At 42.8% G+C, this 23,586-nt stretch carries 18 protein-coding genes and 1 pseudogene; 8 read left to right on the top strand and 11 right to left on the bottom strand.

Annotation, left to right across the window (positions count from 1 at the left end):
* From Xsze_RS22760 to Xsze_RS12060, 5 genes and pseudogenes are all read right to left on the bottom strand, one after another.
* Positions 1-790, bottom strand: a pseudogene (locus tag Xsze_RS22760) (transposase); the annotation flags it as partial.
* Positions 791-932: 142 nt separating this feature from the next.
* Positions 933-2,057: a DUF418 domain-containing protein YeiB gene (gene yeiB, locus Xsze_RS12075; RefSeq protein ID WP_038238074.1), complete on the bottom strand. Its 1,125-nt coding sequence runs from the start codon at positions 2,055-2,057 to the stop codon at positions 933-935.
* 99 nt (positions 2,058-2,156) lie between these two features.
* On the bottom strand, positions 2,157-2,825 hold the full coding sequence (gene folE, locus Xsze_RS12070; RefSeq protein WP_038238077.1) for a GTP cyclohydrolase I FolE: 669 nt from the start codon (positions 2,823-2,825) through the stop codon (positions 2,157-2,159).
* 158 nt (positions 2,826-2,983) lie between these two features.
* Positions 2,984-4,165 carry a YbfB/YjiJ family MFS transporter gene (locus Xsze_RS12065; protein WP_038238079.1) on the bottom strand — a complete coding sequence of 394 codons (1,182 nt, stop codon included), beginning with the start codon at positions 4,163-4,165 and terminating at the stop codon, positions 2,984-2,986.
* Between the two features lie 48 nt (positions 4,166-4,213).
* On the bottom strand, positions 4,214-4,393 hold the full coding sequence (locus tag Xsze_RS12060) for a hypothetical protein (protein WP_038238081.1): 180 nt from the start codon (positions 4,391-4,393) through the stop codon (positions 4,214-4,216).
* A gap of 79 nt (positions 4,394-4,472) precedes the next feature.
* Here Xsze_RS12060 and moeA point away from each other — a divergent pair, with 79 nt between their 5' ends.
* On the top strand, positions 4,473-5,714 hold the full coding sequence (gene moeA / locus Xsze_RS12055; protein ID WP_038238084.1) for a molybdopterin molybdotransferase MoeA: 1,242 nt from the start codon (positions 4,473-4,475) through the stop codon (positions 5,712-5,714).
* Between the two features lie 12 nt (positions 5,715-5,726).
* Positions 5,727-6,482, top strand: a complete 756-nt coding sequence (gene moeB / locus Xsze_RS12050) for a molybdopterin-synthase adenylyltransferase MoeB (protein ID WP_038238087.1) — start codon at positions 5,727-5,729, stop codon at positions 6,480-6,482.
* A 45-nt stretch (positions 6,483-6,527) separates the two neighbouring features.
* Here the strand turns inward: moeB and Xsze_RS12045 are convergent, their stop codons facing one another.
* Positions 6,528-8,123, bottom strand: coding sequence for an ABC-F family ATPase (locus Xsze_RS12045; RefSeq protein WP_038238175.1), 1,596 nt, complete (start codon positions 8,121-8,123; stop codon positions 6,528-6,530).
* A gap of 428 nt (positions 8,124-8,551) precedes the next feature.
* The gene (locus tag Xsze_RS12040) at positions 8,552-9,166 is read right to left on the bottom strand and encodes an LOG family protein (protein ID WP_038238090.1); all 615 of its coding nucleotides are present in this window, start codon (positions 9,164-9,166) and stop codon (positions 8,552-8,554) included.
* 141 nt (positions 9,167-9,307) lie between these two features.
* Between Xsze_RS12040 and rhtA the strand changes: the two genes are divergently transcribed.
* From rhtA to Xsze_RS12020, 4 genes are all read left to right on the top strand, one after another.
* Positions 9,308-10,198, top strand: coding sequence for a threonine/homoserine exporter RhtA (rhtA, locus tag Xsze_RS12035; protein ID WP_038238092.1), 891 nt, complete (start codon positions 9,308-9,310; stop codon positions 10,196-10,198).
* Between the two features lie 303 nt (positions 10,199-10,501).
* Complete coding sequence (dps, locus tag Xsze_RS12030) at positions 10,502-11,008, top strand: DNA starvation/stationary phase protection protein Dps (RefSeq protein ID WP_038238177.1); 507 nt, start codon at positions 10,502-10,504, stop codon at positions 11,006-11,008.
* A gap of 195 nt (positions 11,009-11,203) precedes the next feature.
* On the top strand, positions 11,204-11,425 hold the full coding sequence (locus Xsze_RS12025; protein WP_038238094.1) for an alkylphosphonate utilization protein: 222 nt from the start codon (positions 11,204-11,206) through the stop codon (positions 11,423-11,425).
* Positions 11,426-11,599: 174 nt separating this feature from the next.
* Positions 11,600-11,794 (top strand): hypothetical protein, encoded by a 195-nt coding sequence (locus tag Xsze_RS12020; RefSeq protein WP_038238097.1) that lies wholly within the window; start codon positions 11,600-11,602, stop codon positions 11,792-11,794.
* Positions 11,795-12,332: 538 nt separating this feature from the next.
* On the opposite strand, the gene dinG is transcribed toward Xsze_RS12020, so the two are convergent.
* The gene (gene dinG / locus Xsze_RS12015) at positions 12,333-14,468 is read right to left on the bottom strand and encodes an ATP-dependent DNA helicase DinG (RefSeq protein ID WP_038238100.1); all 2,136 of its coding nucleotides are present in this window, start codon (positions 14,466-14,468) and stop codon (positions 12,333-12,335) included.
* Between the two features lie 170 nt (positions 14,469-14,638).
* Between dinG and Xsze_RS22190 the strand changes: the two genes are divergently transcribed.
* Together Xsze_RS22190 and sseA are read left to right on the top strand one after the other, a co-directional pair.
* On the top strand, positions 14,639-15,010 hold the full coding sequence (locus Xsze_RS22190) for a hypothetical protein (RefSeq protein WP_038238103.1): 372 nt from the start codon (positions 14,639-14,641) through the stop codon (positions 15,008-15,010).
* A complete protein-coding gene (gene sseA / locus Xsze_RS12010; protein WP_038238105.1) occupies positions 15,000-15,839 on the top strand; it encodes a 3-mercaptopyruvate sulfurtransferase in 840 nt (279 codons plus the stop codon). The genes Xsze_RS22190 and sseA overlap by 11 nt, the downstream gene beginning before the upstream one ends.
* Before the next feature lie 119 nt (positions 15,840-15,958).
* Here the strand turns inward: sseA and Xsze_RS12005 are convergent, their stop codons facing one another.
* From Xsze_RS12005 to Xsze_RS11995, 3 genes are all read right to left on the bottom strand, one after another.
* On the bottom strand, positions 15,959-16,210 hold the full coding sequence (locus Xsze_RS12005; protein ID WP_038238107.1) for a GlsB/YeaQ/YmgE family stress response membrane protein: 252 nt from the start codon (positions 16,208-16,210) through the stop codon (positions 15,959-15,961).
* Positions 16,211-16,528: 318 nt separating this feature from the next.
* Entirely contained in the window at positions 16,529-21,619 is a 5,091-nt protein-coding gene (locus tag Xsze_RS12000; protein WP_038238110.1) for an RHS repeat domain-containing protein, read from the bottom strand.
* Between the two features lie 426 nt (positions 21,620-22,045).
* Entirely contained in the window at positions 22,046-23,095 is a 1,050-nt protein-coding gene (locus tag Xsze_RS11995; RefSeq protein WP_038238112.1) for a hypothetical protein, read from the bottom strand.
* Positions 23,096-23,586 lie beyond the last annotated feature (491 nt).

The raw sequence follows: 23,586 nt of genomic DNA, 5'->3' as shown, positions 1-23,586 counted from the left end.
CGGGCCAACTGACGTTTCAGACGCCCAATCAACGGCTGGCTGTCATGGACATTGCCTGCGGTGGCGTAAGTATCCATGATAATATTGGCTTTCCCGTCCACGGTACGGTGGTCGAGATAGAAAAATCCTGTCGGTTTGTTCGTCCGGTGCATAAAACCGCTTTCCGGGTCAGTCGTACTGACTTTTATCTGTTTTTGCCGTTCCTTGTGGGTTGGCGTCAACTTTTTTTTCCGGATTGAGCCCGGTCTTCACTTACGGCCTGTTCCAACTCGTCCAGATAGGCGCCCGGAAGAACAGGACGCTGGAGGCGCTCAGTTTTATGGGGATTGGCACTGGCTTTCAGATGGGTACTGTCCGTATAGAGCACCCGGCCGCCCACCAAACCGCGGCGGATAGCCTGTTCGACAATATTGTCAAAAATGGACTGGAACACCTCGGAGTGGTTGAAGCGACGTCGCCGATTTTGGCTGAGGGTAGAGGCATCAGGGACTTTTTCAGTCAACCCCAGCCGCAAAAACCAGCGGTAGGCCATATTCACCTGGATCTCCTGAACCAACCGGCGTTCACTGGGGATCCCAAATAAATAGCCCAGTAACATCATTTTAATCAGCATCACCGGATCGATAGCCGGACGGCCATTATTTTGGCAATACAACGGGGCGACTAAATCTCGGATAAATTCGAAATCAAGGGCGGCATCGACTTTGCGAACCAGATGGTTTTGGGGGACGAGGTCATCAAGTGAGAGTGTTTCGGGCGGAAACGTCTGGGGAGAGGGAACTCTTAACATGGCGGCAGCTCCGTCGGGTGAACGGAATTTGATTAAAGCAAAGTACCGGATAAAAAACCAGCACTTTGTCAATAATCTGAGCAGAGCCTGTTAAACAGGCTCTGCTTTTAAATTTCATCACTAAAATTTCATCACTACATGTTTACACCAACTTTGCGGTTAAATAACGCCACAGTTGCTCCATTGGCCCTTGTGAATAACGTTTTAACCACCAGCAAGCAAACAAGATATTCAGTGCCCAGATAAATGGAACAAACGCCATTAATTCCAAACGAGTAAACTGATTAAATAATTCGAAACGATAAAAAAGTGTGGTACAGATCAAGGTTTGTAGCAAATAGCTGCTCAATGCCATTTTCCCGACCTGCTGTAACCAAAACGTGACTCGCCAACGTGAAATGACCGGCCAAAAACCGTAAATCAGGGCAATATAAGCCAATCCTAACAATGGGGTTGCCAATTCTGTGATCGTATATCGGACAGTCCACAACATGAAATAGCTGTGTGGTGATAAAAACTGTATTGATAAAGCAATTCCCTGAAAGATCAAACCAACCGGGATAAAACATAATGCCAAGAGACGGTAATGCCTGGCGCTAAATTCCCCCTTCAGCCAACCACTGCGCAGTAACATCGCCCCCAAGAGCATCGCTCCGATGAGTTGCCAGCCATATTGCACAGCCAAAACAATGATCATGCCACTGATTTGGCGTATGCGATGCGCCATAGCCAATAATCCGCCCTGAGTTTTCCAATAACTTTCATGAAAAATATCTTCCGGCGTTGGAAACCAAAATGAAGTATTTTCCTCTATCGGAAACAGTCCCAGAAGATAAAACATCATCACGCCAAAGACATAAAAAGTGATTGCTGTACCAAACAGTTTTCGCCGCGAGTTGATAAAATGCCATGCCAACAGGCCGATAATGCCATAAAACAGCAAGATATCACCATCCCACAGCAAAATACCATGCAACAGCCCTATCGCAGCCAAAATTAATAATCTGGGAATATTCCACTCACGCCCTCTCTGTCGGAGCAACTCAAGTGATGCTCCGAACAACAGCGTCAAAATAAACAGAAATTTTCCTTGGGTAAAGGTATTCAGAACAGACCATGTCACAATATCAGGGAATGGAACAAAATCCTTATAAAACAGATTCATATAAGCAGCATATGGCAAAGCAAAACCAGAAATATTCAGCATTAATATTCCCAGAATGGCAAAACCACGCACACCATCAAGCACTTCAATTCTCTGATGCATCACACCACTACAACTGCCGCCATTACAACTATTAACATTGAAACTATTACCGTTAAAACCATTACCATTACAACTATGCTTCATAATAATCAAAGTTCATCATGATAGGTGCAGATGGCGCACGGCTCGCAGGAATTCCTGTCGTGTATTCTGGCTGGTCTTGAATAAGCCACCCAAGGATGTCGTTGTCGTTGTGCTGGTTGCATCGCGGATACCCCGTGCTTTCACGCAATAGTGAACAGCATCAATGGAAACCGCAACGTTGCTCGTGCCAAGCAGCGTTTGCAATGCAATCAGAATTTGCTGTGTCAAACGTTCCTGCACTTGTGGGCGCTGGGCAAAAAATTGAACAATACGGTTAATTTTGGACAAACCAATCACTTTATCCTTAGGAATATAGGCAACCGTGGCTTTGCCATCAATGATGACAAAATGGTGTTCACACGTGCTGGTCATCGTAATATCACGTACGGTTACCATTTCATCAACTTCCATTTTATTTTCGATCAGCGTAATTTTCGGGAAATTTTTATAATCCAATCCTGAAAATATTTCATCCACATACATTTTTGCAATACGACTCGGTGTATCCACCAAACTGTCATCACTCAAATCAAGATTTAACAGTTTCATAATTTCTGTCATATGCTCCTCAATGCGTACCTTACGCACTTCCGGCTCCAGAGTTTGTTCACGCAATGGGGTTTCAAGGCCACGGGCAACCAGTGCTGAATGCACCAGCGCGGCTTCTGTACTTAGGGATGACATCAGTTTCTCCAAGAGTCATACTTTCCGTTAATTAACGGGTAATCTAGATGTTTATTCTACGCAGATATCAATGGATGTGACACCATACAATATTTGCACTGTATTTGCTTATCGCGGATCTGCGGATAACTATACTTTCACATCGCCAATGCACCAAATTAAGATGGTTCATGATGGGGATTACGATAAAATACCAGTACTCCGCCAATGACCAAACCAATAAATGCAATATACAGGGAAGGTTCCAGCCTGTTGGTCAGCCATGTCGAAATCGCTGACAACATCGGCCCGGCCAACTGCCCCAATGCATAACCGGTGGTAAGCAATCCCGCCATATAACGCGCATGGTTGGGTGCCAATTCACGCCCATATTGCAAGGCCAACTGCACAGCACACATAAATCCGCCTCCGACCAACAATGCCCCCATCATCAACCCGCTGATGCCCGGCAATATTTCAGCAAGCAGAATACCCAATGCCTGAAGCCACAGTACAACAGCCAAACGGATTTTTGCCGTGGAGACATTTCGCATCAAAATGCCCAATATAATACCAATCACAGAAGCTCCGCCAAAAATTGGCCAAACAAATTGGGCAAACAAGCTATCAGGAAAACGCTCTGATGCCATCTGGGACAAAAATGTTGCAGGCAAAATATAGCCAAATCCAGCCAGACTGTAACTCCATACTAATCGTTTGATTTCCGGAGTCAGTGAAAGTTTCTGGATGGCAACCTGCGGACGGTGCAGTTCTCCGCGGCGAGGCAGATGACGACTCACATAAATACTGAGCAGCAATGCCAGAATGCCATATAACAGCCATGCACTGGCTGCGCTCATTTGCCAGGATTGAACCCCAACTGCCACTAGGCCACTGACAAAAATCCCTATCCCCGGCCCGGAGAAAACAGCGGCACTCAATCCCGGGCGATTGAGTTTTCCTAATTCTTCATTCGCCCATGCCGCCACCAATACTAATGTCCAGCCACTTGCCCAGCCAATAAAAAAACGCGCAATACTGTGTAATATTGGCCCATCTAACAATGCGGAAAGCAGTGTAATAATTACCGCGCCCCACAGGCCACTCCAGAGGCGATATTCAACAAAACGCTGCGCGCGCATTGCATCATAAGAACCCGCCAGATAGCCAAGGTAGTTAAATGCGGCAACAATTCCGGCTCCCGTCAATGTCAGTTGGGATTCATCAATCATTAGCGGCACTTGTGGAGTAAATGTGAAACGCCCTATTCCCATTGCAACAACTAAAGCGAGGAAACCGCTTAGTGCAATCTGAAACGCCTGATAATTGCGTTCATGAGGTGTGATGTTTTGATTGCTCATAGTGATTAAATAGTAGTGAAATCAGATAGTTTGTTTGGAGTAAGTCCTTTATAACAAATCATGAATATAATATACATCTTTTATTAACAGCCAATTTCCGCCATTTCCCACCAAAGCAATCTTTGCCATAATGCCTGCAATACAGTTACCTATAACACCGTTACCTGCAATATCGTTACCTACGGTACCGTTGCCGACAACATTGTTACCAATAACACTGTTACCCACAAAAAAATTAACTGTGGCACAAGAAAATAATTGTCTGCCATTGTTGCTATTCGCAATCGCAGCCTATAGGGAGTTACTCATGGATCACTGTCATATTTCTGGCTTAATCTCACTTGAAGACGCACTAGAAAAATTACTGGCTCAAGCCTCACCTCTGATAGCCACAGAAACCATTCATCTTAATGAAGCAACCGGCCGCATCACCGCTACCGATATCATCTCTCCCATAAACGTTCCCCCTTTTGATAATTCAGCCATGGATGGTTATGCCATTCGCCTTGCGGATCTCAATGAAAACCAAACATTGCCAATGGCCGGCAAAGCACTTGCAGGTGCACCATTTCAGGAAGAATGGCCAAAGGGCAATTGTATTCGCATCATGACCGGCGCCCCCACTCCTTTCGGTACTGATGCTGTTGTGATGCAGGAGCAGGCTGAAGTCACTGAAACGGGAATTTACTTTACCCATCCCGTTAAACAGGGGCAAAACATTCGCACCATTGGCGAAGATATCATGCAAAATGCGAAGGTATTTCCCAAAGGCACCAAACTCTCCACTGCGCACTTACCGCAGATTGCTTCACTGGGCATTGCGAAAGTCGATGTTGTTCGCAAACTGAAAGTGGCTATTTTTTCTACTGGTGACGAATTGCAAGCTGTTGGCGAGCCACTACAGGCGGGCCAAATTTACGATACTAATCGTTTTGCGATTCGTTTAATGCTGGAAAAACTGGATTGTGAGGTGATTGATCTTGGTGTGATTCGCGATGATCCAACGGCTTTGCGCCAAGCGTTTATTGATGCGGATAAACAAGCAGATTTAGTCATCAGCAGCGGCGGCGTTTCGGTAGGGGAAGCCGATTATACCAAGCAAATTTTAGAGGAAGTGGGAAAAATCAGCTTTTGGAAACTGGCCATCAAACCAGGAAAACCTTTTGCGTTTGGCAAACTGGAAAATGCATGGTTCTGTGGTTTGCCCGGCAATCCTGTTTCTGCCGTACTGACATTTTACCAATTGGTACAACCGTTCATTGCCCGGCTATCCGGTTTTACCGCCTGGCAACCGCCCATGCGTCTGACCGCCAGGACAACGACGCCACTGAAAAAATCTCCCGGCAGAATAGATTTCCAGCGAGGCATTGCTGTCATCAATAAAGACGGAGAATTAGAAGTGAGCACGACAGGGCATCAAGGCTCCCATATTTTCAGTTCTTACAGTCTCGGTAACTGCTTTATTGTTCTGGAACAGGAGCGCGGGCATGTCGCTGCGGGAGAAACCGTACACATTGAATTTTTCAATCATTTACTCAAAAACCAATAAGATAATGAAATCATGACGACCGAACTCTCCGATGAAGAAACCTTGCGTTATAACCGGCAAATTATCTTACGGGGTTTCGATTTCGACGGGCAGGAAAAGCTGAAATCCGCCAGCGTACTCATCGTGGGTGCGGGAGGGCTTGGTTGTTCTGCTTCCCAATACCTTGCGGCAGCGGGAGTCGGAAACATCAGCCTCTTAGACTTCGATACTGTTTCTCTCTCCAATCTGCAACGGCAGATCCTGCATCGCGATGAACGCATTGGTATGCCCAAAGTCCACTCAGCGGCACTGACATTGCGGGAGATAAACCCGCATGTCACTATCCGGCCCATTGAGGCATTATTGGATGAGCCTGCTTTGGATAAGTTAATTTGCCAACATGATATCGTGTTGGACTGTACGGATAACGTAGCTATCCGTGAGCAACTTAACCGAGTGTGTTACAGGCATAAAATTCCCTTGGTTTCAGGTGCAGCCATTCGTATGGAAGGCCAACTGTCTGCTTTCACTTATCAGCCCAAAGAGCCTTGTTATCGCTGCCTTAGCCGATTATTTGGTGAAAACAGCCTGACTTGTGTTGAAACAGGTGTTATGGCGCCATTGGTAGGAACCATCGGTTCTTTACAGGCAATGGAAGCCATTAAGTTATTGACTCAATATGGGCAGGCGAATTGTGGCAGGGTAATGCTGTTTGATGCAATGACAATGCAATTCCGTGAAATAAAGCTTCCCAAAGATCCGCAATGTGAAGTCTGTCAGGAACAATAATCATAGCCCCGTTCGTTTTACGGGGCTACCGCCGTGAGAGCGGAATTATTCAGCAATACCCTGACTTATCAGGTACTCATCATACGTCCCTTTAAAATCAACCACCCTATCAGATTTAATTTCCAGAATCCGGCTGGCCAATGAACCTACGAATGCACGGTCATGGGAAACGAAAATCAGTGTTCCTTCGTAAAGCTCCAGCGCAAGGTTCAACGATTCGATGGATTCCATGTCCAAGTGGTTGGTAGGCTCATCCATCACCAGAATGTTAGGCTTGTGCATCATCAACTTGCCAAACAACATCCGGCCTTGTTCACCACCTGAAAGTACACCAACTTTCTTCTTGATATCATCCTGACCAAACAGCAGGCGCCCCAAAATACCGCGTACTGCCTGCTCATCATCACCTTCACGCTTCCATTGGCTCATCCATTCGAAGACGGTCATATCGCAATCAAAATCACTCGCGTGATCCTGCGCATAATAGCCGATGATGCTGTTTTCAGACCATTTAACCGTACCACTATTCGGTGCTTCTTCACCAACCAGCGTTTTCAGTAATGTCGTTTTACCGATACCGTTTTCACCAATCACGGCCATCTTCTCACCGACTTCCATCAGCAGATTGAGGCCCTTGAACAATGGCCCGTTATCGTAGCCTTTGGTTAAGCTTTCCAATTCCAATGCATTACGGAACAGCTTCTTATCCTGCTCAAAACGGATATACGGATTCTGGCGGCTGGAGGCTTTCACTTCTTCCAGTTGGATCTTATCAATTTGACGAGCACGGGAAGTCGCCTGTTTAGATTTAGAAGCATTCGCGCTGAAACGGCTGACAAATGATTGCAATTCGGCAATCTGGGCTTTCTTCTTCGCATTGTCCGCCATCAGGCGTTCACGGGCTTGCGTTGCAGCAACCATATATTCATCATAATTGCCGGGGAACAGACGCAATGCGCCATAATCCAAGTCAGCCATATGAGTACATACGGTATTGAGGAAATGACGGTCATGGGAAATGATGATCATAGTGCTGTCACGATCATTGAGCACTTGTTCCAACCAGCGGATAGTATCAATATCCAAGTTGTTGGTCGGCTCATCAAGCAGCAAAACATCAGGATTTGAAAACAGCGCCTGCGCCAGCAATACGCGCAATTTCCAGCCCGGAGCCACAGCACTCATCAGGCCGTAATGTAAATCGACGGGAATACCCACGCCCAACAGCAGTTCACCGGCACGGGCTTCCGCACTGTAGCCATCCATCTCACCATAAGCGACTTCCAGATCAGCCACACGATAGCCGTCTTCTTCACTCATTTCCGCCATGGCATAAATACGGTCACGTTCCTGCTTAACTTCCCACAGTTCGGTATGACCCATGATGACGGTATCCAGCACGGTATACTCTTCGAAAGCAAACTGATCCTGACGTAATTTACCCAAACGCTCATTAGGATCAAGACTGACATTACCGGACGTTGGCGTTAAATCTCCGCCCAGGATTTTCATGAAAGTAGATTTACCTGCCCCATTCGCACCAATCAAACCATAACGGTTTCCATTGCCGAATTTGACAGAAATATTTTCAAACAGTGGCTTACTGCCAAACTGCATGGTGATGTTGTTTGTACTTAACACAACTTTTGCTCTTAAAGTGAGTGAATAAAAAGGGAATTTGAAAATCGACAGCCGCGCATTATGCCACAACGAGAAAAAAGTATCGCCAGAATGCGCTCACCCCTCTCCAAAAGAAGAGGGAAACTCAGGTAATCAATTGAATAATAATAAAATTTAAAAGTCAAAACAGTGATGACTATAAAATAGGAAAAGAGACTGTATCGCTAACGATACTTTTGTAGATTAATCAGCTCCGGACGAATTCAGCATTCCCTTGCCACCGCATTGCTATCTTAAAAATCCGTTGGAATTCGGGATCATGATATTATCATTTGGGGCAGTCAATACGCTGGTGATAATTAATTTTAAAATACAAAAATAGCGTCTTACTCTTATTCTCCCTTTCCCCATTTTAGGCTTTTTCCATTTTATTTTACGGAAGTTAACTTTTATTTCCCGTAAGTTTTAATCGAAGGAACTTTATAATCATTAAAGCGGTCAAGCAATAAACCCGGATCTTGCTCAACAATGGCCATATTACGGTATTTTTCCTGTAAAAATTGCTCATCCGCCATTTTATCAATCATTGAAATCAAAGGGTCATAAAACCGGTTTATATTAAGAATGCCGCAAGGCTTACTGTTTAATCCAATCATACTCCAAGTAAAAACCTCACTGAATTCTTCCAATGTACCAAAGCCCCCCGGCAGGGCAACAAAGCCGTCTGCCAACTCGATCATTTTACTTTTGCGCTGATGCATGGTTTCTACTACATGCAGTTCAGATAAATGCTTATGGGAAATTTCACGTTCTTCCAACAAGGTTGGGATCACGCCAATCGCTTTCCCGCCAGCCTGTAAAACAGTATCCGCCACCGTTCCCATAATCCCCACGCTGGCCCCTCCATAAATTAACGTAATGTCACGTTTAACCAATTCATTGGCAAAAAATACCGCACTTTCTTTGTAGATTTCCGAAACACCCAGACTGGAGCCGCAATAAACTGCGATGCTCTTTATGTCACTGTTTTTAGGTAAGGAATTTTTTATTGTCATCTCTTTCATCATTAAACTCCGAGGTTGTTTTTAATTTTTGATTATAGGTCAGCCGAATAAGCACACAATTGATAATACAGTTGAGTTATATCTGTTTCACTGCGAAGATGACGCACTTAAATTACACGTTGTAAACTGAGGTTTCTGTAAATGTCTCTTTCCAAACATCGGGCAGGTGCTTTTCCACTGCTTCCCGTGGTTTTATTATTACTGTCAATGACATCAATTCAGGCTGGTGCATCACTGGCTAAAACTGTCTTTCCTGTCATTGGTGCGCCTGGTGTCACCGCCTTGAGACTCGCATTAGGAACAATAATTTTATTTCTCATTTTTAAACCATGGCGCCTGAAATTTCAACGAAATTCACTTGTTCCACTTTTGGCCTATGGTATTTCACTTGGAGCAATGAATTATCTGTTTTATGTCTCCCTGTCCCGCATTCCACTCGGTATTGCCGTTGCCCTTGAATTTACAGGACCTTTGGCTGTAGCCATGTTTTCTTCCCGGCGCCCAGTGGATTTTCTTTGGATCGCCTTGGTCATAGCCGGATTGGGCTTCTTATTGCCAATGGGGGACAGTGTCAGCACACTTGATCCCATTGGTATTTTATGCGCGCTGGGAGCGGGTTTCTTTTGGGCGCTTTACATTATTTTCGGGCAACGTGCCGGAGCCGGTTATGGCGCAGCAACCGTTTCCATTGGTTCATTGATTGCTGCCTTTATCTTCTTTCCAATCGGATTAATGCAAACTGGCCCTGAATTACTATTTGATACTTCACTGCTGCCTGTTGCACTGGGGATCGCAATTTTGTCTACCGCTTTCCCTTATACATTGGAAATGATCGCCCTGACTCGCCTGCCAGCCAAGACATTCGGGACGTTAATGAGCCTTGAACCCGCATTAGGTGCACTTTCAGGCATTATCTTCCTGAATGAACATCTAACGCTGACTCAATGGGTTGCCCTTTTCTGCATTATATGTGCATCTATAGGTTCAACATCTACGATGAAACGAAAAACTAAAATAAAGAATATAGAATAATTAATTCCCCTCCCAAAAAGATATTTATTGTATAAACCGGAGAAATTTCTTTATTCTCCGGTTTATATCGTTATTTTTTATCAATTCTCTGCCATGCAGGATTAACCCTGCATTCTCTGTCCAATATCATGACTATCAATACGATAGAAACAATCAATATGACCTCTGATAAGTTGTCAGTTAAATTTATTTCATCTAAAAAGATATATACCCAATATATTTCGGATTGCCGCCCACCAACCGTGACAAGAAATTGAAAAATATCGGGTATAGCTCATTATTTGGAAACAAGAGGACATGATTATGAATACAGCAAAATTAGTCAAAACCCAATCATCTGGTCTGATTTATACCCGAAACAATGTTGATGATGGTATTAAGCTACGGTCAATTGATGCGTTGAATCATATGGTTATCCAATTTATCGATCTTTCCATGATGACTAAACAAGCTCATTGGAACATGCGTGGCCGAAATTTTATTGCTATTCATGAAATGCTGGATGGCTTTCGTGATGCGATCACGGATCACCTTGATACATTCGCTGAGCGAGCGGTTCAACTAGGTGGAACAGCGCTCGGCACTATTCAGGAAGTGAACCAGCATACCATGCTGAAAAATTATCCAACCGAAATTCATAGCGTACAGGATCATTTAAAAGCGTTGGCAGAACGTTATGCTACCGTTGCCAATGCCGTTCGTCAGGCAATTATTGATGCAGAAGATGAAGATACCGCAGATATGTTTACTGCCGCATCTCGTGATCTCGACAAATTTTTATGGTTTATCGAAGCAAATATTGAGCAATAAAATAAAAATATTATGTTTCACCTTGTTAAGGCCATCATTATGGCCTTTTTGCCGCTCACCAAACTCGCCATAGACAAGCAACAAAAATGCAAAAAATGGAAGTTATCATCTAAAAAATCACACTAACCTTTAAAAAAGTGTTTTTTATCTCTATAATCCATGTTTGGTGTAAAAATGAACATGAGGACACTATAGATGGATACCGAAGTTAAAGATTCTAATGGCGCAGTGCTGAATGACGGTGATTCTGTACAGGTTATCAAGGATCTTAAAGTCAAAGGCACGTCTAAAACCCTAAAACGCGGCACATTAATCAAAAATATCCGCCTGACTCATCGCGAAGATGAAATTGAATGCAATGCAGATAAAATCAAAGGGTTAGTTCTGAAAACCTGCTTCCTGAAAAAAATAGGATAAATAGCAGTTACAAACCCATTCTGCCTTAAAGGGTAAATAATATTAACTTTTATATTATTTATCCTTTTTATCAACCTCATTAACATTAAAATTGAATTATACTTCCCACCGCTTTCTCCCTTTCTTGAGCGCCATTGCCTCAGAGCAATTAACAAGTCCCGTCACTTGTTAAGTATGACCACACAAAACCGTGGCATCACTTTGTCGATTGATACCGAATCCATCTATTCTCACGATAAACATAATACTAATGAGCCTGCCCATTCTGGGCCAATAGCAAAACAAGCTGGACTTTCTATCGCAAACATATACAAGCTGGATATTTCCCTGACGGGGAATTACCAGCATCTTATTGAAATGAAAAAATAAAGAATATAAAATCCGAATTATCACCCGTAATTCGGATCGTTTTCCTTTCCTAAATTTATTTTTTTGGTTAATCTCCTCAAGCACCTGCCTGCCTCGATTGTAACTTGGCAAAAAATTTATTATTAGCCTGTCTTTTTCTAAAAAAGATCAAATACTCTGAAAAGGTTCAATTTTATACAAAGGTTCAAGATGAAAAGATTACTTTCTCTATGCATAATTGTTTTATCATTAACATCCTGGAATACATTTGCAAATACGCTTTCATTAACAAATATATCTTCGTCAGACATTACAAAGCGTAATTCACCGGAACAATGCGAAGCACGCGCACATACAATATGTAAAAAACATATTAATCATCCCCAAAAATATCAACGTTGTCTAAAAGAAATATATAACATCTGCCTTCATCAATAAATTAACTAAATAATACATTAACAAAGCAAAAAATCCGCCTTATCACAAAAAGTGTCATTTTCTAAAACATTGAAAACGACACTTTTAATTTTTAACTTTGAATAAGTAACTTATTTTTAAATTAGTTATTCTTTTTTATGATTTCCAGTTCCTTTTCTGATGGCACTTCTGGCCGCTCAATCGGGAATACAGGCAAAGAATTCAACAAACGCGCTCCATAACGTTTGGTCAATAACCGGTTGTCATAAATCACCACATCACCATAACATTCATGGCTACGGATTAATCTTCCTACCTGCTGAATCAAGTTGAAAGATGCACTCGGTAAGCTTTGTACTTCAAACGGATAACGTTTTAATGATTTCAGCCACTCACTTTCGGTGATCACAACCGGATTGGTGACCGGCGGAAATGCAATTTTATGGATATGGACTTGAGAAAGGTAATCCCCCTTTAAATCCAATCCCTCAGCAAATGACTGCAATCCGACCAACACACTGGATTGCCCTTCATCAATACGTTTGCAATGTGTTTCCACCAATCGGTAACGGGGTTGATCACCTTGTACTAACAGCATTAACCGCAAGTCGGTGACAAAAGTCAGAAATCCTTCCATGGCCCGCAGGCTGCTGAATAATATCAGCATTCCCCGGTGTTTCCTTTCCATGACTTGCAAACGGAAGTAACGGGCCATTTCTTCAAGGTGCTCCATTTCCTTCTGAATAGTGGGTTCCAGTGCCATTTTAGGAATGATCAAACGCCCTTGTCGCACATGCTCAAAGGGAGATGATAAGGTCACAAAGCGATCATGATGATTTTCGTGCAACCCTGTGAGTTCCTGAATGCGGGAAAAACTGTTCAAAGAACGCAATGTCGCCGATGTCACGACAACATGCGGGATATTGCGCCACAACAATTGTGTCAACTGCTCACTGACCCGGATGCCTGCACAGTGAAAATAAAGGTGTGACTGGTTTTTTTCATGGCGACGCGTAAGCCATTTTGAAATAGGGGCATGGGAAGATTCTTCCTGTGAAGCCAAACGCCACAATTTTGCCATATTTTCAAAATAGCCCAGAGCCTGACTGGCCTGCAAAATAGAACGATGTAACCGGACAATATCTTGTTTGGCCGTCTGATCACTCAAATCATTTAAAATAGCTTCAGCTAAACCACGCAACCCATCGGTAAGCTTAAATAATTGCTGGCAACACAATAACAAGCTGTCCGGCAGTTTCCCCAATGCGAACAAATACTCTTCTGCTTCACCACGTTCAGGCGATAGCGCTTGTGTGATCTCTGCCAACTCCTTAAAAGACTCACGGAGTGTTGCACAATGCGTCTGCAATCGGGGCATATTGGCCAAAGCCGGTGGTTTCGCGGGCCTGAATTGAACCAGATATTGCTCCACATAGCGAACAAATGTGTCCAATTGCCCATTGAGTTGAAATGAGGTGATTTCCCCTTCCACCTCCAGAGAATCCCTTGCAACATCCGGAATGTGATGACCCTCATCCAAAACCAGCAACAGATTTTTTGCTTCCGGTAAAACAGACTCGCTTTCCAGAGCCGCCATCACTAAAGAGTGGTTGGCAATCACGACATCCGCGTTTTCAATTTCCCGACGAGCGAGAAAAAAGGGGCAGCGATGATAAAACTGACAATTTCGTGCCAGACAGTTCACTTTATCTGTGCTGACTTTTTTCCACAGTGAATCCGATAAGGCTAATTGATGATGATCACGTAAGCCATCCCATACAAAGGTCGTATAGTCACTGCGTAATCGGCGGCATAACTCCCTCTCTTCACTATTGGCGACTTCCGTTTTATCCTCAACCAAAAACATCAGGTCAATCTGCTCACCCTCTGCGGCACAAATCGCTTCCAGATTATGGGGACAGACATAACGGGCCCGGCCAAACGCGCCTGTGAATTTCAAGTCAGGAATGATTTTGCGCAATAGCGGTAAATCCTTACTGTAGATTTGGTCCTGCAACGCAACATTGGCTGTGCTCACTACCAACGGTTTCTGTTCAGCCCGACTGACAGCAATTCCGGGGATCAAATATGATAAAGTTTTCCCGACACCGGTAGGCGCTTCGATCACCAAATGCCGCCCCTCTTCATCTGCCAGCGTTTTTGCAACTTCTGCAATCATCTGGCGTTGGGGCGCGCGTGGAATGAAGCCGTCAATATGGCTGGATAATGCCTTATACCATTGGCTAATCTGATTTTTTATTGAGCTGGAAAGTGCCATGAGTTCTGCTGCTTAAAAATGGGAACGCTATTCTCCCATAGAGTGAGTATCAAATCAGCTTAATATGTTCGTTACCGGGAAGTGCTTCCCAGCACTTATTATCAAAGCACAAAAATTTATCCATGCACAAAAATGGATTATTCATCCACTTTTGAGTTGCATCTCAAGATATGAAAGGTATATCACTTGTCTGGGATGCAGAAGCCGATATACTTCTGGGCTTCTATATTTGGGTATTTGGGCTTTTTATGGCCATTACCGTGCATCATGACAATCTGATTGGATACAACGATGAAAAAACTCCTGCTTATTATTATCATATTATTTTCTATTGGCTCTATTGGCGGTGTTTTTCTGGCGGGATTGAATATGTACACACGCTCAACAACCCCTGTAGAAGAACCACAACAAATTCAGCAGGAAAATACCCCGACAGGGCAGCAATAAATATATCCGCTTTTATCGCAACACTGGATATTATCGCGTATCGGGTTGCGATATCTGAGATGACGATGTCAGGTGAGGAAGCCCATGAAAAATGAATATTTTGTTAGTCCACAATGGTTAAACGATCATCTCCATGATGAAAATGTCGTTGTTATTGACGCCAGTGCCCCAATGCCTACCCAATCCATTGATTATCACCCACTCTGGTTGGATAAACATATTCCGGGAGCACAGTTCTTTAATCTTGATAAAGTCGCCAATCTACAAAGCAACCTGCCACACATGCTGCCTGAGCCGGAAGTTTTCTGCCAAGCTGTCAATAAAATGGGGATCAGCGAGGATCATCTGGTCATCATTTACGATCAGGGCAACATGTTTTCTGCACCACGGGCATGGTGGACATTCAAAATTTTTGGAGCACGCCATATCCGTATTCTTGAAGGTGGATTACAAGGCTGGCAGAAGGCAGGTTACCCGACTGAATCAGGTGAGGTCATTCGTTCACCTGAAATTTTCAATGTTCAGTTTATGCCAGAAAAAGTTTTTACTCAGGCAAAAATCCTTGATGCACTGAATAGCAAAACCTCCGTACAATTTATTGATGCCAGAGCAGAAGACCGCTTTCAGGCAAAAGCACCCGAACCGCGCCCCGGTTTGAGAATGGGCCATCTTCCCGGTGCAAAAAATGTTCCTTGGACGGCGTTGATTGATAATGGAAACTATAAATCTGCAGAAGAGATTTCCGCCATATTCAGGGCACAGGGTGTTGATTTGAATCAACCGATTATGACCAGTTGTGGCTCAGGCATGACTGCCGCTGTTTTAGTATTGGGGCTTGATATGATCGGTCACAAAGATGCGGGATTGTATGATGGCTCTTGGGCTGAATGGGGAGCCGATGATTCGCTTCCATTGGAAAAATAAATTTCAAAAAAGATAAATCGGAAAAGCCGATAATAGCAAAGGGCATCGAAATAACATGCCCTTTTCTATTTTTAATGATATGAATAAGTAACATAAAAATGTGTAGCGCTGTCGGTTAACTATCGGTTAACAACTTTATGGTAAACAAATAGGACAACCATCGCTCCCACAATAGCAATGACAAAACTGCCTAAATTAAACCCGTCAACTTTCCCCATGCCAAAGAAAGTACTGACATATCCGCCAAGCACGGCACCAACAATGCCTAAAATAATCGTCATGATGATGCCGCTACTGTTATCACCCGGCATAATCCATTTCGCAAGGATCCCAGCAATCAGGCCAAAGATAATCCATGACAGGATACCCATATACAACCTCCAGAGTCGATTAGATTATTTTTCTACAAATTGATGAATCTCTACGGACTAATTTAAGACACTAACGAAAAAAATTGCAAATCGTCAATATTTCGATGCTCTTTCGGTGGTTATATCACTGCAGGTAATTTAATTTTAAAAATATAACAGTTATTCTATTAGATGAAATTAACGTTTCCCTCCATGAATAAAAAAATAAACCTAAAATAACAATCTGTTTATATTAATAAGGAATCCACTTGTTAATTGATTTTATTAGTCGAATCCAAGGACACTAAATTTGAGCCTGAAAAACATCACTACAACGCTTTAGAGTCTTGCCCCAATTATGTTATTAAATATGCTGATAATGTCCATACCGGACCTCCGATAATTACGTATTAGTGGCATCAAATGACGATATCTCACAAGTAACTCGGCGGATATCCATCCTTCCAAACTCATACTTGATGTAAAATGGCCTGCTGCCCAAGTTTCTTGCATAGATACAAACTCACTACTGGTCAATCTATTCAGGACCCTACTATGTATATGAGTATCCACAAGAGTACGCAAGCTATTTACATGTGTGATAAAAAACTCAGAATTCTCAATAGGGTTGAATATATTCTCTCCCGCATAACCCAAATACAACAGTTCGAAATCTTGCGCTGTGATGTTCAAAAAATAGGGGGTGTTTGGTATGTCATAAACATTATTGACAAATTCTATTGATGTATCACTTCTTCTGGATGTAAAAAATGCCCGTCTAAGTTCATTAAATTCCGTACTCTCAAAGTCTATGGGATTAAATCCTATTGTATAAAAGCCACTATTTGGAGGGTTTTCAAGTGTAACAATTCTATTCTGCTCTGTTGCTCTGATAAACTGTCTTACAGGATCATTATCAACTAATCTTAGATATCCTGTGGGGCCAGAAGAAGGCTCCATCATATTTGTTCTCACCGGCATTCCTTCGTGAGTCATGATTTCGCTTCTATAGACAGTACCAAACGAAGTTGCCGCCCTCTTCGCTTGTTGCATCCCCCTGATAAAACTGATTGCGCCTCCCGCGATAGTGACTGCCCCAAGCCCCAGAGATACCCAACCAAGAATTGAAGAGGCCTTAGGATTACTATCTTCAAGCATTGCACTGGCTATCCCTGTCACATCTGACAGTATTCCTAACCCGGCTAAAATCGCACCACTTATGCTCAGCGACGCGCCCCCTGTCGGAATAGCCAAAACTACCCCCACCGCCAGCCCAACCGTACCAAAAACAATGCCAAAAATGCTGCTCGGACTCATATGCCCGCTGGGATCAATATGATTAATAGGGTCGCCAAGGCAGTACGCATAGGTATTAAAGCCACCTGCACCAAATGGACTTGCGCTATCGGGGGCATTAAAACGCATTAAGACAGGATTATAAGCCCGGTATCCATTACCCAAGTGATAAGCACCACTTATCTGATCAACCCGTTCACCGTTATAAGCCGGAATCGCAGGGTTACGTTCGTCACTATTCTGCTGACCATAAGGCGAATAACGATAATGGGTTTGAGTGCCATCACGCTTATAGCTTGTCAGCACACTACTATTGTGATCAGTACCTAACATATAAGTTTCATTATCCGTCACCGTCGCAACCGTTGTTCCCTGAGCACGCAAAAAACGTGTCACCGACCCATTTCCACGCGTGACTTCGGCAATTTGTTTCTGCCCTTGATAATAAAGTTCATGGATGCTGTCTTCTCCCAGCTTCTGCAACACTAAACGATTCTGTGCGTCATAAGCGTAATGACTGGTCATATCCCCCTCTTCAACGTTGAGCAGACGCCCCAATGCATCATAGGTTAAATGGCGACCCGCTTCATCCCAGAGCAGGCGCCCTGCCTTATCATATTCCAGCTCAATGGTCGCTGGGTACTTCGGATGGGTATGGGTTACCTTACTGAGCTGGCAAGGATCTAACGGGCTATAGGTAAATACAGCCATATCATCACTACCATCAGCAAGCGTCGTGAGGCACGTTAATATATTTCCCAGACAATCGTAGGTAAAACGTTGATGGGAGATGGCAAAACCGTAAGCATCTAAAGGTTGCTCTTCCCCCGTACAGTCATATTCTGTCAGCCAATGACGCACGGGATCATAGGTATAATTCTCCTGGCGCAACAGACCGGCATGTTGTGAGTTTGTGGTGCGTGATGCTACCTGCCCTTTGATGGTATATGTTTGTTCAAGGGTCAGAGTCTCTTTTTCTGTCTGAATTACGCGCCTGATTTCACGACCAAAATCATCAAACTCCAGTGTGACAGTTAATTGTTTACCAGATTGTTTATCATGCACACTCCAGCCATTGACCCTATTCGTGCCATCGTAAGTAAAATGCATATCAATATCGGGATCAAAAGCCGCAACTGGACGGCCAAATTTATCAAATGCCAGACGACGCGTTTTCCCCGTAATGTCTTGGTATACCGTCAAATTACCTGCCGGTGAATAGGTATAATTCTCCTGCCGTTCAATCCCTTCTTTCGTATCATCAAAACGGAAGGTATCTTGTTGCAAACGACCAGCAGGAGAATAATTGAATCCAGAGGTCGCTTGTTGTGCAGAGGCGGCCTGAGTGACGTTCCCGGTTTTAAGATCGTGCTTAAAGTGATTTTGGATATCTTTAGCACTCATCTGTGTCAAGGCATGATCCAGTAAAGGATCATAAGCATAGGTAACAATATTGCCTAAGGGATCTGTAATCTGGCTGGGATAAGGATTTATCCCTTCATAAGTATATTGATAAGCTCGTCCCCCACTGCTTGTTGAAGTAACGCGACCCAATCTGTCAAAGCTACGGGTACCCAATATATGATCATTTACTTTAATTTGAGTCACAAGATTGCCTGAACTCAACGGGTCATAAGATTTTCTGACTACCGTACCATCACTAAGTGTTATTGTGCTGATCCGACCCAACAGGTCATAAGTCATTTCCGTCTTTTGATTCGTTTCATCAATCGTTGCCCGTAAGCGTCCCAATCCATCATAATGATTGGTTTGCTGGCTGTGTTGGTTACCTTGAGCATCATAAAGTGTGGTGGTGACAGGCTGATGGCGTTTATCATATACCACTGTACGTTTACCCAATGCCATTCCCGGTACTTGCATGGTTATCTGCAAAGTCCGCGTTACCGGATCGTAATCCTGCCGAGCATTCCCTCCCGTATCATTAATAACGCAAGATTGCTGCCCCCAATCGTCATATTCAAAAGATTGGCGGGAAGCAACCTGCACAGAACTATCAAGATCACCATCCATGGGCAGCTTGTCATGACAGGTTTGTTTCACTACCCGCCCCCAGCTGTCACGCTCTATTTCAGCGATATCCCACCAACCCTGATTTTCTTTTCCTTTTTCAAAGAGTTGTTGATGGTAAGGTTGCCCCAATTCATCAAAACGAGTACGAAGCTGGTTGCCCAACAAATCTGTTTTGACGGTTGTGGCACCTCCATCTTGCTCAATGGCATAAGCATAGTGGACATCTTGGACATAATCTGTTCCCTGATTATTGACATTACTCAACAAGCGCCCATACCCGTCATAGTCATAATGGTCAGTACAATTATTGGCACTGACCGAACTCCACAATCTGTTACTGAACCGAGATTGGGTGGATTGCGTTTTAGAGCTGTGTTTGCCATCACTGGTCTGAATATCCCGTATCAGTGCTTCTCCCTTGAGGGTATAGCTGAACGTCATCAAAGTCGTCCTTGAAGAACTGTCGTCGGATGAAAGGCTACCATCGGAAGGACTGTCCGATGAAGAAGCCTCTGAGATAGGATGCAGAGTCTCTTTAATCTGCTGAATACGCCCATGCTCCGGAGAATCGACCTCATTGACATGATATATTTGGCGTTCCCGCAGCAATTGGTCAGCAATGGAATGCCCCTCATACGTGCGTACTACCGCATAAGAAGCAGGCGCTCCTTTACAGGTAGGAAGTCGGCTATAGCGATAAGTTGTTTTGTGTACAGGGGCATCATTATAAGCCCCTTCAGGGAAGGATCGGCCCGGTGTCACGGTCTTGGTTTTAAGAAAACGCTTAAATCCGTATGGGGATGCGGGGCAATCATCCCCTTCACCATCAACCTCATAATACTCCCATGCCGTGCAGGTGCCATCCGGCATTGTTTGCTTGATGAGGTTTCCTGCCTCATCAAATTCCGTCTGGACAACATCTCCATCAGTGGCATCGTTAAAACAGATGGTGGCTGATTTTGGCATTTGGAACCAAGGATCCTGCTTTTCAAATAGACTTCCCACTTTGGCATAGTATTCAGTCTGGTGTTCCCGTTTGCAGTTATTTTGCTGAATGATTTCAGACACCATTAAATGGAAATTGTTATAACGCCGGGTAATATGACGCTGCTTGTCACCGTTATGCCAGGTTTCAGTTGAACCATACTGATAACTACTCATCACCCCATAGAGGTTATCACTGTCCCGATCCCAGCGACCGCCTGTACCGTAACCGAGGAAGTTATGGTTGGTATAGCGGTAAGTTCGCACAATAGTCTGACCATGATCGGAATGCTGGGTGTATTGATTAACGTAGGGTAAAGCCGGTAAGTGAGCTCCATCAGGAAACTGCTGGCCATCAGACGTGTAATTTACACGCTCGATCAGGCCTGTCGGGGAGATGATTTCGGTCAATAAACGGAGTGGATCCTGATTGTACCCCATTTGCCATTCTAGTGTTTGACCGGCCGCATTATTTTTGACCTTCTCAACATACTCATTCTGAAACTGCAATCGAATTTCATGGGATTCCGAGGTATCTGGCCAGACCGTTATTTCCGTATAACTCCTGAACTCATAATGCACTCTTAGCAGGACTTGTGTTTCATCCGAAACGCTAATCAAATAGGGGCGCCCCCCTTTTTTGAAATCCCAATTTAGCGTTATTAAGTGACCTACAGGCGTAAAAATCTTGGTGGGGACTTTTAGATCATAGGCATTTCTTGCACCGGTCAACACTTCAACTTGACCGGATTTATGGATCACTCGATAAACATTTTGTTTAACGTCCTTTTCAAAGCGCACAACATCCAGTTTATATTGCCTCAACGAGACACTGTTATTGGTTTCAGTCACCTTGTAACGTTCACCGCTCGACAGCATCAACAGCTGATTTTTCCGGTCATACAGAGTCAGACCGTGCGTAAAACCAATGCCAAAGCCAATATTTTCCGTATTCAGCGGGTTGTATGACAGCGCCAGCGTCAGGTTGGGACCGAGACCATTATTGCCATTAAGCTGGGCAACGAGCAGAGAATAATTGAACAAACCGGTTCGCGGATCAACACCGCTTGTCACTGCGCTTTGAAAGTTATTGGCATGGGAAAAAAAAGTATTATTCATGTTGTCACCTTTTTAGGCAGAAAAAAACGTAAACATTTTTTGAGTTTTCACTCTGTGAAAAACAATGTTTATTTATATTAAAATAGTTCTATCTGCTTTTTTATACCCGCCGTCTTTCAAACTGCTGCTTTGTTGTCTATATTTTGTAATCCATAGGATATAGAAAAGAGAATATATACTCTATTAACTCCTAGTTTCAGGAAGCAACTTATTATCATCCCGCGTCGCGGGATGATAATACATGCACCTTGAAGTACGATGCGTATAGAAAAGAGAACATACATTATTAATAATTTAAACTTATTTAAATATCGTAACTTCATGATCATATAAACCTAAAGCTGTTTTTTAATTAAAAAAACAAGCAACTAGTTACAATATAACCATCAAAAAAATCCAAATATTCCCGGAGTTAATTTAACGTTTTTATACCTCAGCAAAATACACTTCTTGTTTACTTTCATCATTCGTATTATCAGGTATCAAACCATATATTCCTTTATTCCCGAATTGATCATAGACAGTAAATATAAATGCATCGTACCACTTATCTTGTAATTTAGGAAAAGTATAATCCGTTACCATTAATATACTAAAGCAAAGTTCACCAAAATGTTGGTTAATCCTAATATTTAGGGGAAAATTAATAGGCAGCTCAATCCACTTACGCTCTCCGATGGACACTTCCTTCTCTTTTCCTACATCCCAAAGAAAGTGGGTGTAATAAGTAGAATACCCATCATCAGAGTGGTAACATTGATGAGCCTTGCCTATTAAACTGTGAAAATCTGCTTCCATTTTTGTAATAAGGCACTTTCCATATATAACATCTGACTTAAGTGAGAAATATACATTTTTCTGCGCTACAGATACATTCTTGGGCAAAGTTTCTGTAATATTCACAAACTTTGATTTAGTTTTTGCATTAGAGTATTTATACTTAATTTCTCTTAATGCTTTTAATTGAATAAACGAATCCTTTTGATGCCCATGCGCCGTAGAAAAAGTCATATCCGGTGCAGTTATCATTACAGCTATATTCTTGATTTTATTCTGTTCAGATTCAGAACAATATATATAAAAGGATATCCTTTGCTTACCGTCAATATTATCTTCAGAAACAGCAGCTTGATCTATAGAAGTTTTGACTATGGAAGTTTTAAGTATGGGTACGCCAGTAAAACCATTGGACTCATTCGTATATGCCCAGCCGAATACTCCTCCTGAATATGCGCCTTTATTCAGTTTTTCTCCTGAGCTGAAATCAATAAGATAGGTATTCTTTAAAATAACATCATATGGAAGTTCAATAACATCGCCATGTTCAGTTTCAGTAGCTGTTAAAAAAACATCCACAGTAATCATATTCCTTCCATTAGCAAATATTAGGGAACTATCAGTTACTGAACGTAGTGTTATTTCTAACTCACTAATACCAGACCAAACCAGAGTTTCTTCTTTTTTATCTCTATTCATAATTAACCCCTTTATACCCTATTAACTCCAAGTTTCAGAAAGCAACGTATTATCATTCCGCGTCGCGGAATGATAATACATGCACCTTGAAGTACGACGCGTATAAAACTCAATAGGCAGTAATGAAAAACATATCATTATAATTTCCATCTAAATAACTGCATGATTTCTTAGCAATTTCATTATAAAAGAAGCGAATTAAACTATTTTCTGATATCTTGATCTATCGGGAAATTAATAGAAAAAGCAAACCAAATAAACCCGCATCTGGAGTAATTATCGTCATAATTAATGTTCTATTAAATATAAGATAAAAACATTTAAAAACAGCACGGATATACCCTATTAACTCCAAGTTTCAAGGTGCATGTATAGATTAAATGCAAGTAGAATTTTAAGAGTCATGTTTATATTATAGACGATCATTTATGCTACGCCAGATTAATAAAAAATTATTTCACAACATTGCTTAATTAGCATAAAATAATTCT

This window comes from Xenorhabdus szentirmaii DSM 16338 (genome assembly GCF_002632585.1).
Lineage (GTDB): Bacteria > Pseudomonadota > Gammaproteobacteria > Enterobacterales > Enterobacteriaceae > Xenorhabdus > Xenorhabdus szentirmaii.
Note: the sequence above shows the minus strand (reverse complement) of the source record. Positions and strands in the feature narration are given on the sequence as shown.

Coding starts and splice junctions, on each gene's coding strand:
- yeiB (WP_038238074.1), bottom strand. CDS start 2,057: ATGCATCAGAGAATTGAAGTGCTTGATGGTGTGCGTGGTTTTGCCATT.
- folE (WP_038238077.1), bottom strand. CDS start 2,825: ATGTCATCCCTAAGTACAGAAGCCGCGCTGGTGCATTCAGCACTGGTT.
- Xsze_RS12065 (WP_038238079.1), bottom strand. CDS start 4,165: ATGAGCAATCAAAACATCACACCTCATGAACGCAATTATCAGGCGTTT.
- moeA (WP_038238084.1), top strand. CDS start 4,473: ATGGATCACTGTCATATTTCTGGCTTAATCTCACTTGAAGACGCACTA.
- moeB (WP_038238087.1), top strand. CDS start 5,727: ATGACGACCGAACTCTCCGATGAAGAAACCTTGCGTTATAACCGGCAA.
- Xsze_RS12040 (WP_038238090.1), bottom strand. CDS start 9,166: ATGAAAGAGATGACAATAAAAAATTCCTTACCTAAAAACAGTGACATA.
- rhtA (WP_038238092.1), top strand. CDS start 9,308: ATGTCTCTTTCCAAACATCGGGCAGGTGCTTTTCCACTGCTTCCCGTG.
- dps (WP_038238177.1), top strand. CDS start 10,502: ATGAATACAGCAAAATTAGTCAAAACCCAATCATCTGGTCTGATTTAT.
- Xsze_RS12025 (WP_038238094.1), top strand. CDS start 11,204: ATGGATACCGAAGTTAAAGATTCTAATGGCGCAGTGCTGAATGACGGT.
- Xsze_RS12020 (WP_038238097.1), top strand. CDS start 11,600: ATGACCACACAAAACCGTGGCATCACTTTGTCGATTGATACCGAATCC.
- dinG (WP_038238100.1), bottom strand. CDS start 14,468: ATGGCACTTTCCAGCTCAATAAAAAATCAGATTAGCCAATGGTATAAG.
- Xsze_RS22190 (WP_038238103.1), top strand. CDS start 14,639: ATGAAAGGTATATCACTTGTCTGGGATGCAGAAGCCGATATACTTCTG.
- sseA (WP_038238105.1), top strand. CDS start 15,000: ATGAAAAATGAATATTTTGTTAGTCCACAATGGTTAAACGATCATCTC.
- Xsze_RS12005 (WP_038238107.1), bottom strand. CDS start 16,210: ATGGGTATCCTGTCATGGATTATCTTTGGCCTGATTGCTGGGATCCTT.
- Xsze_RS12000 (WP_038238110.1), bottom strand. CDS start 21,619: ATGAATAATACTTTTTTTTCCCATGCCAATAACTTTCAAAGCGCAGTG.
- Xsze_RS11995 (WP_038238112.1), bottom strand. CDS start 23,095: ATGAATAGAGATAAAAAAGAAGAAACTCTGGTTTGGTCTGGTATTAGT.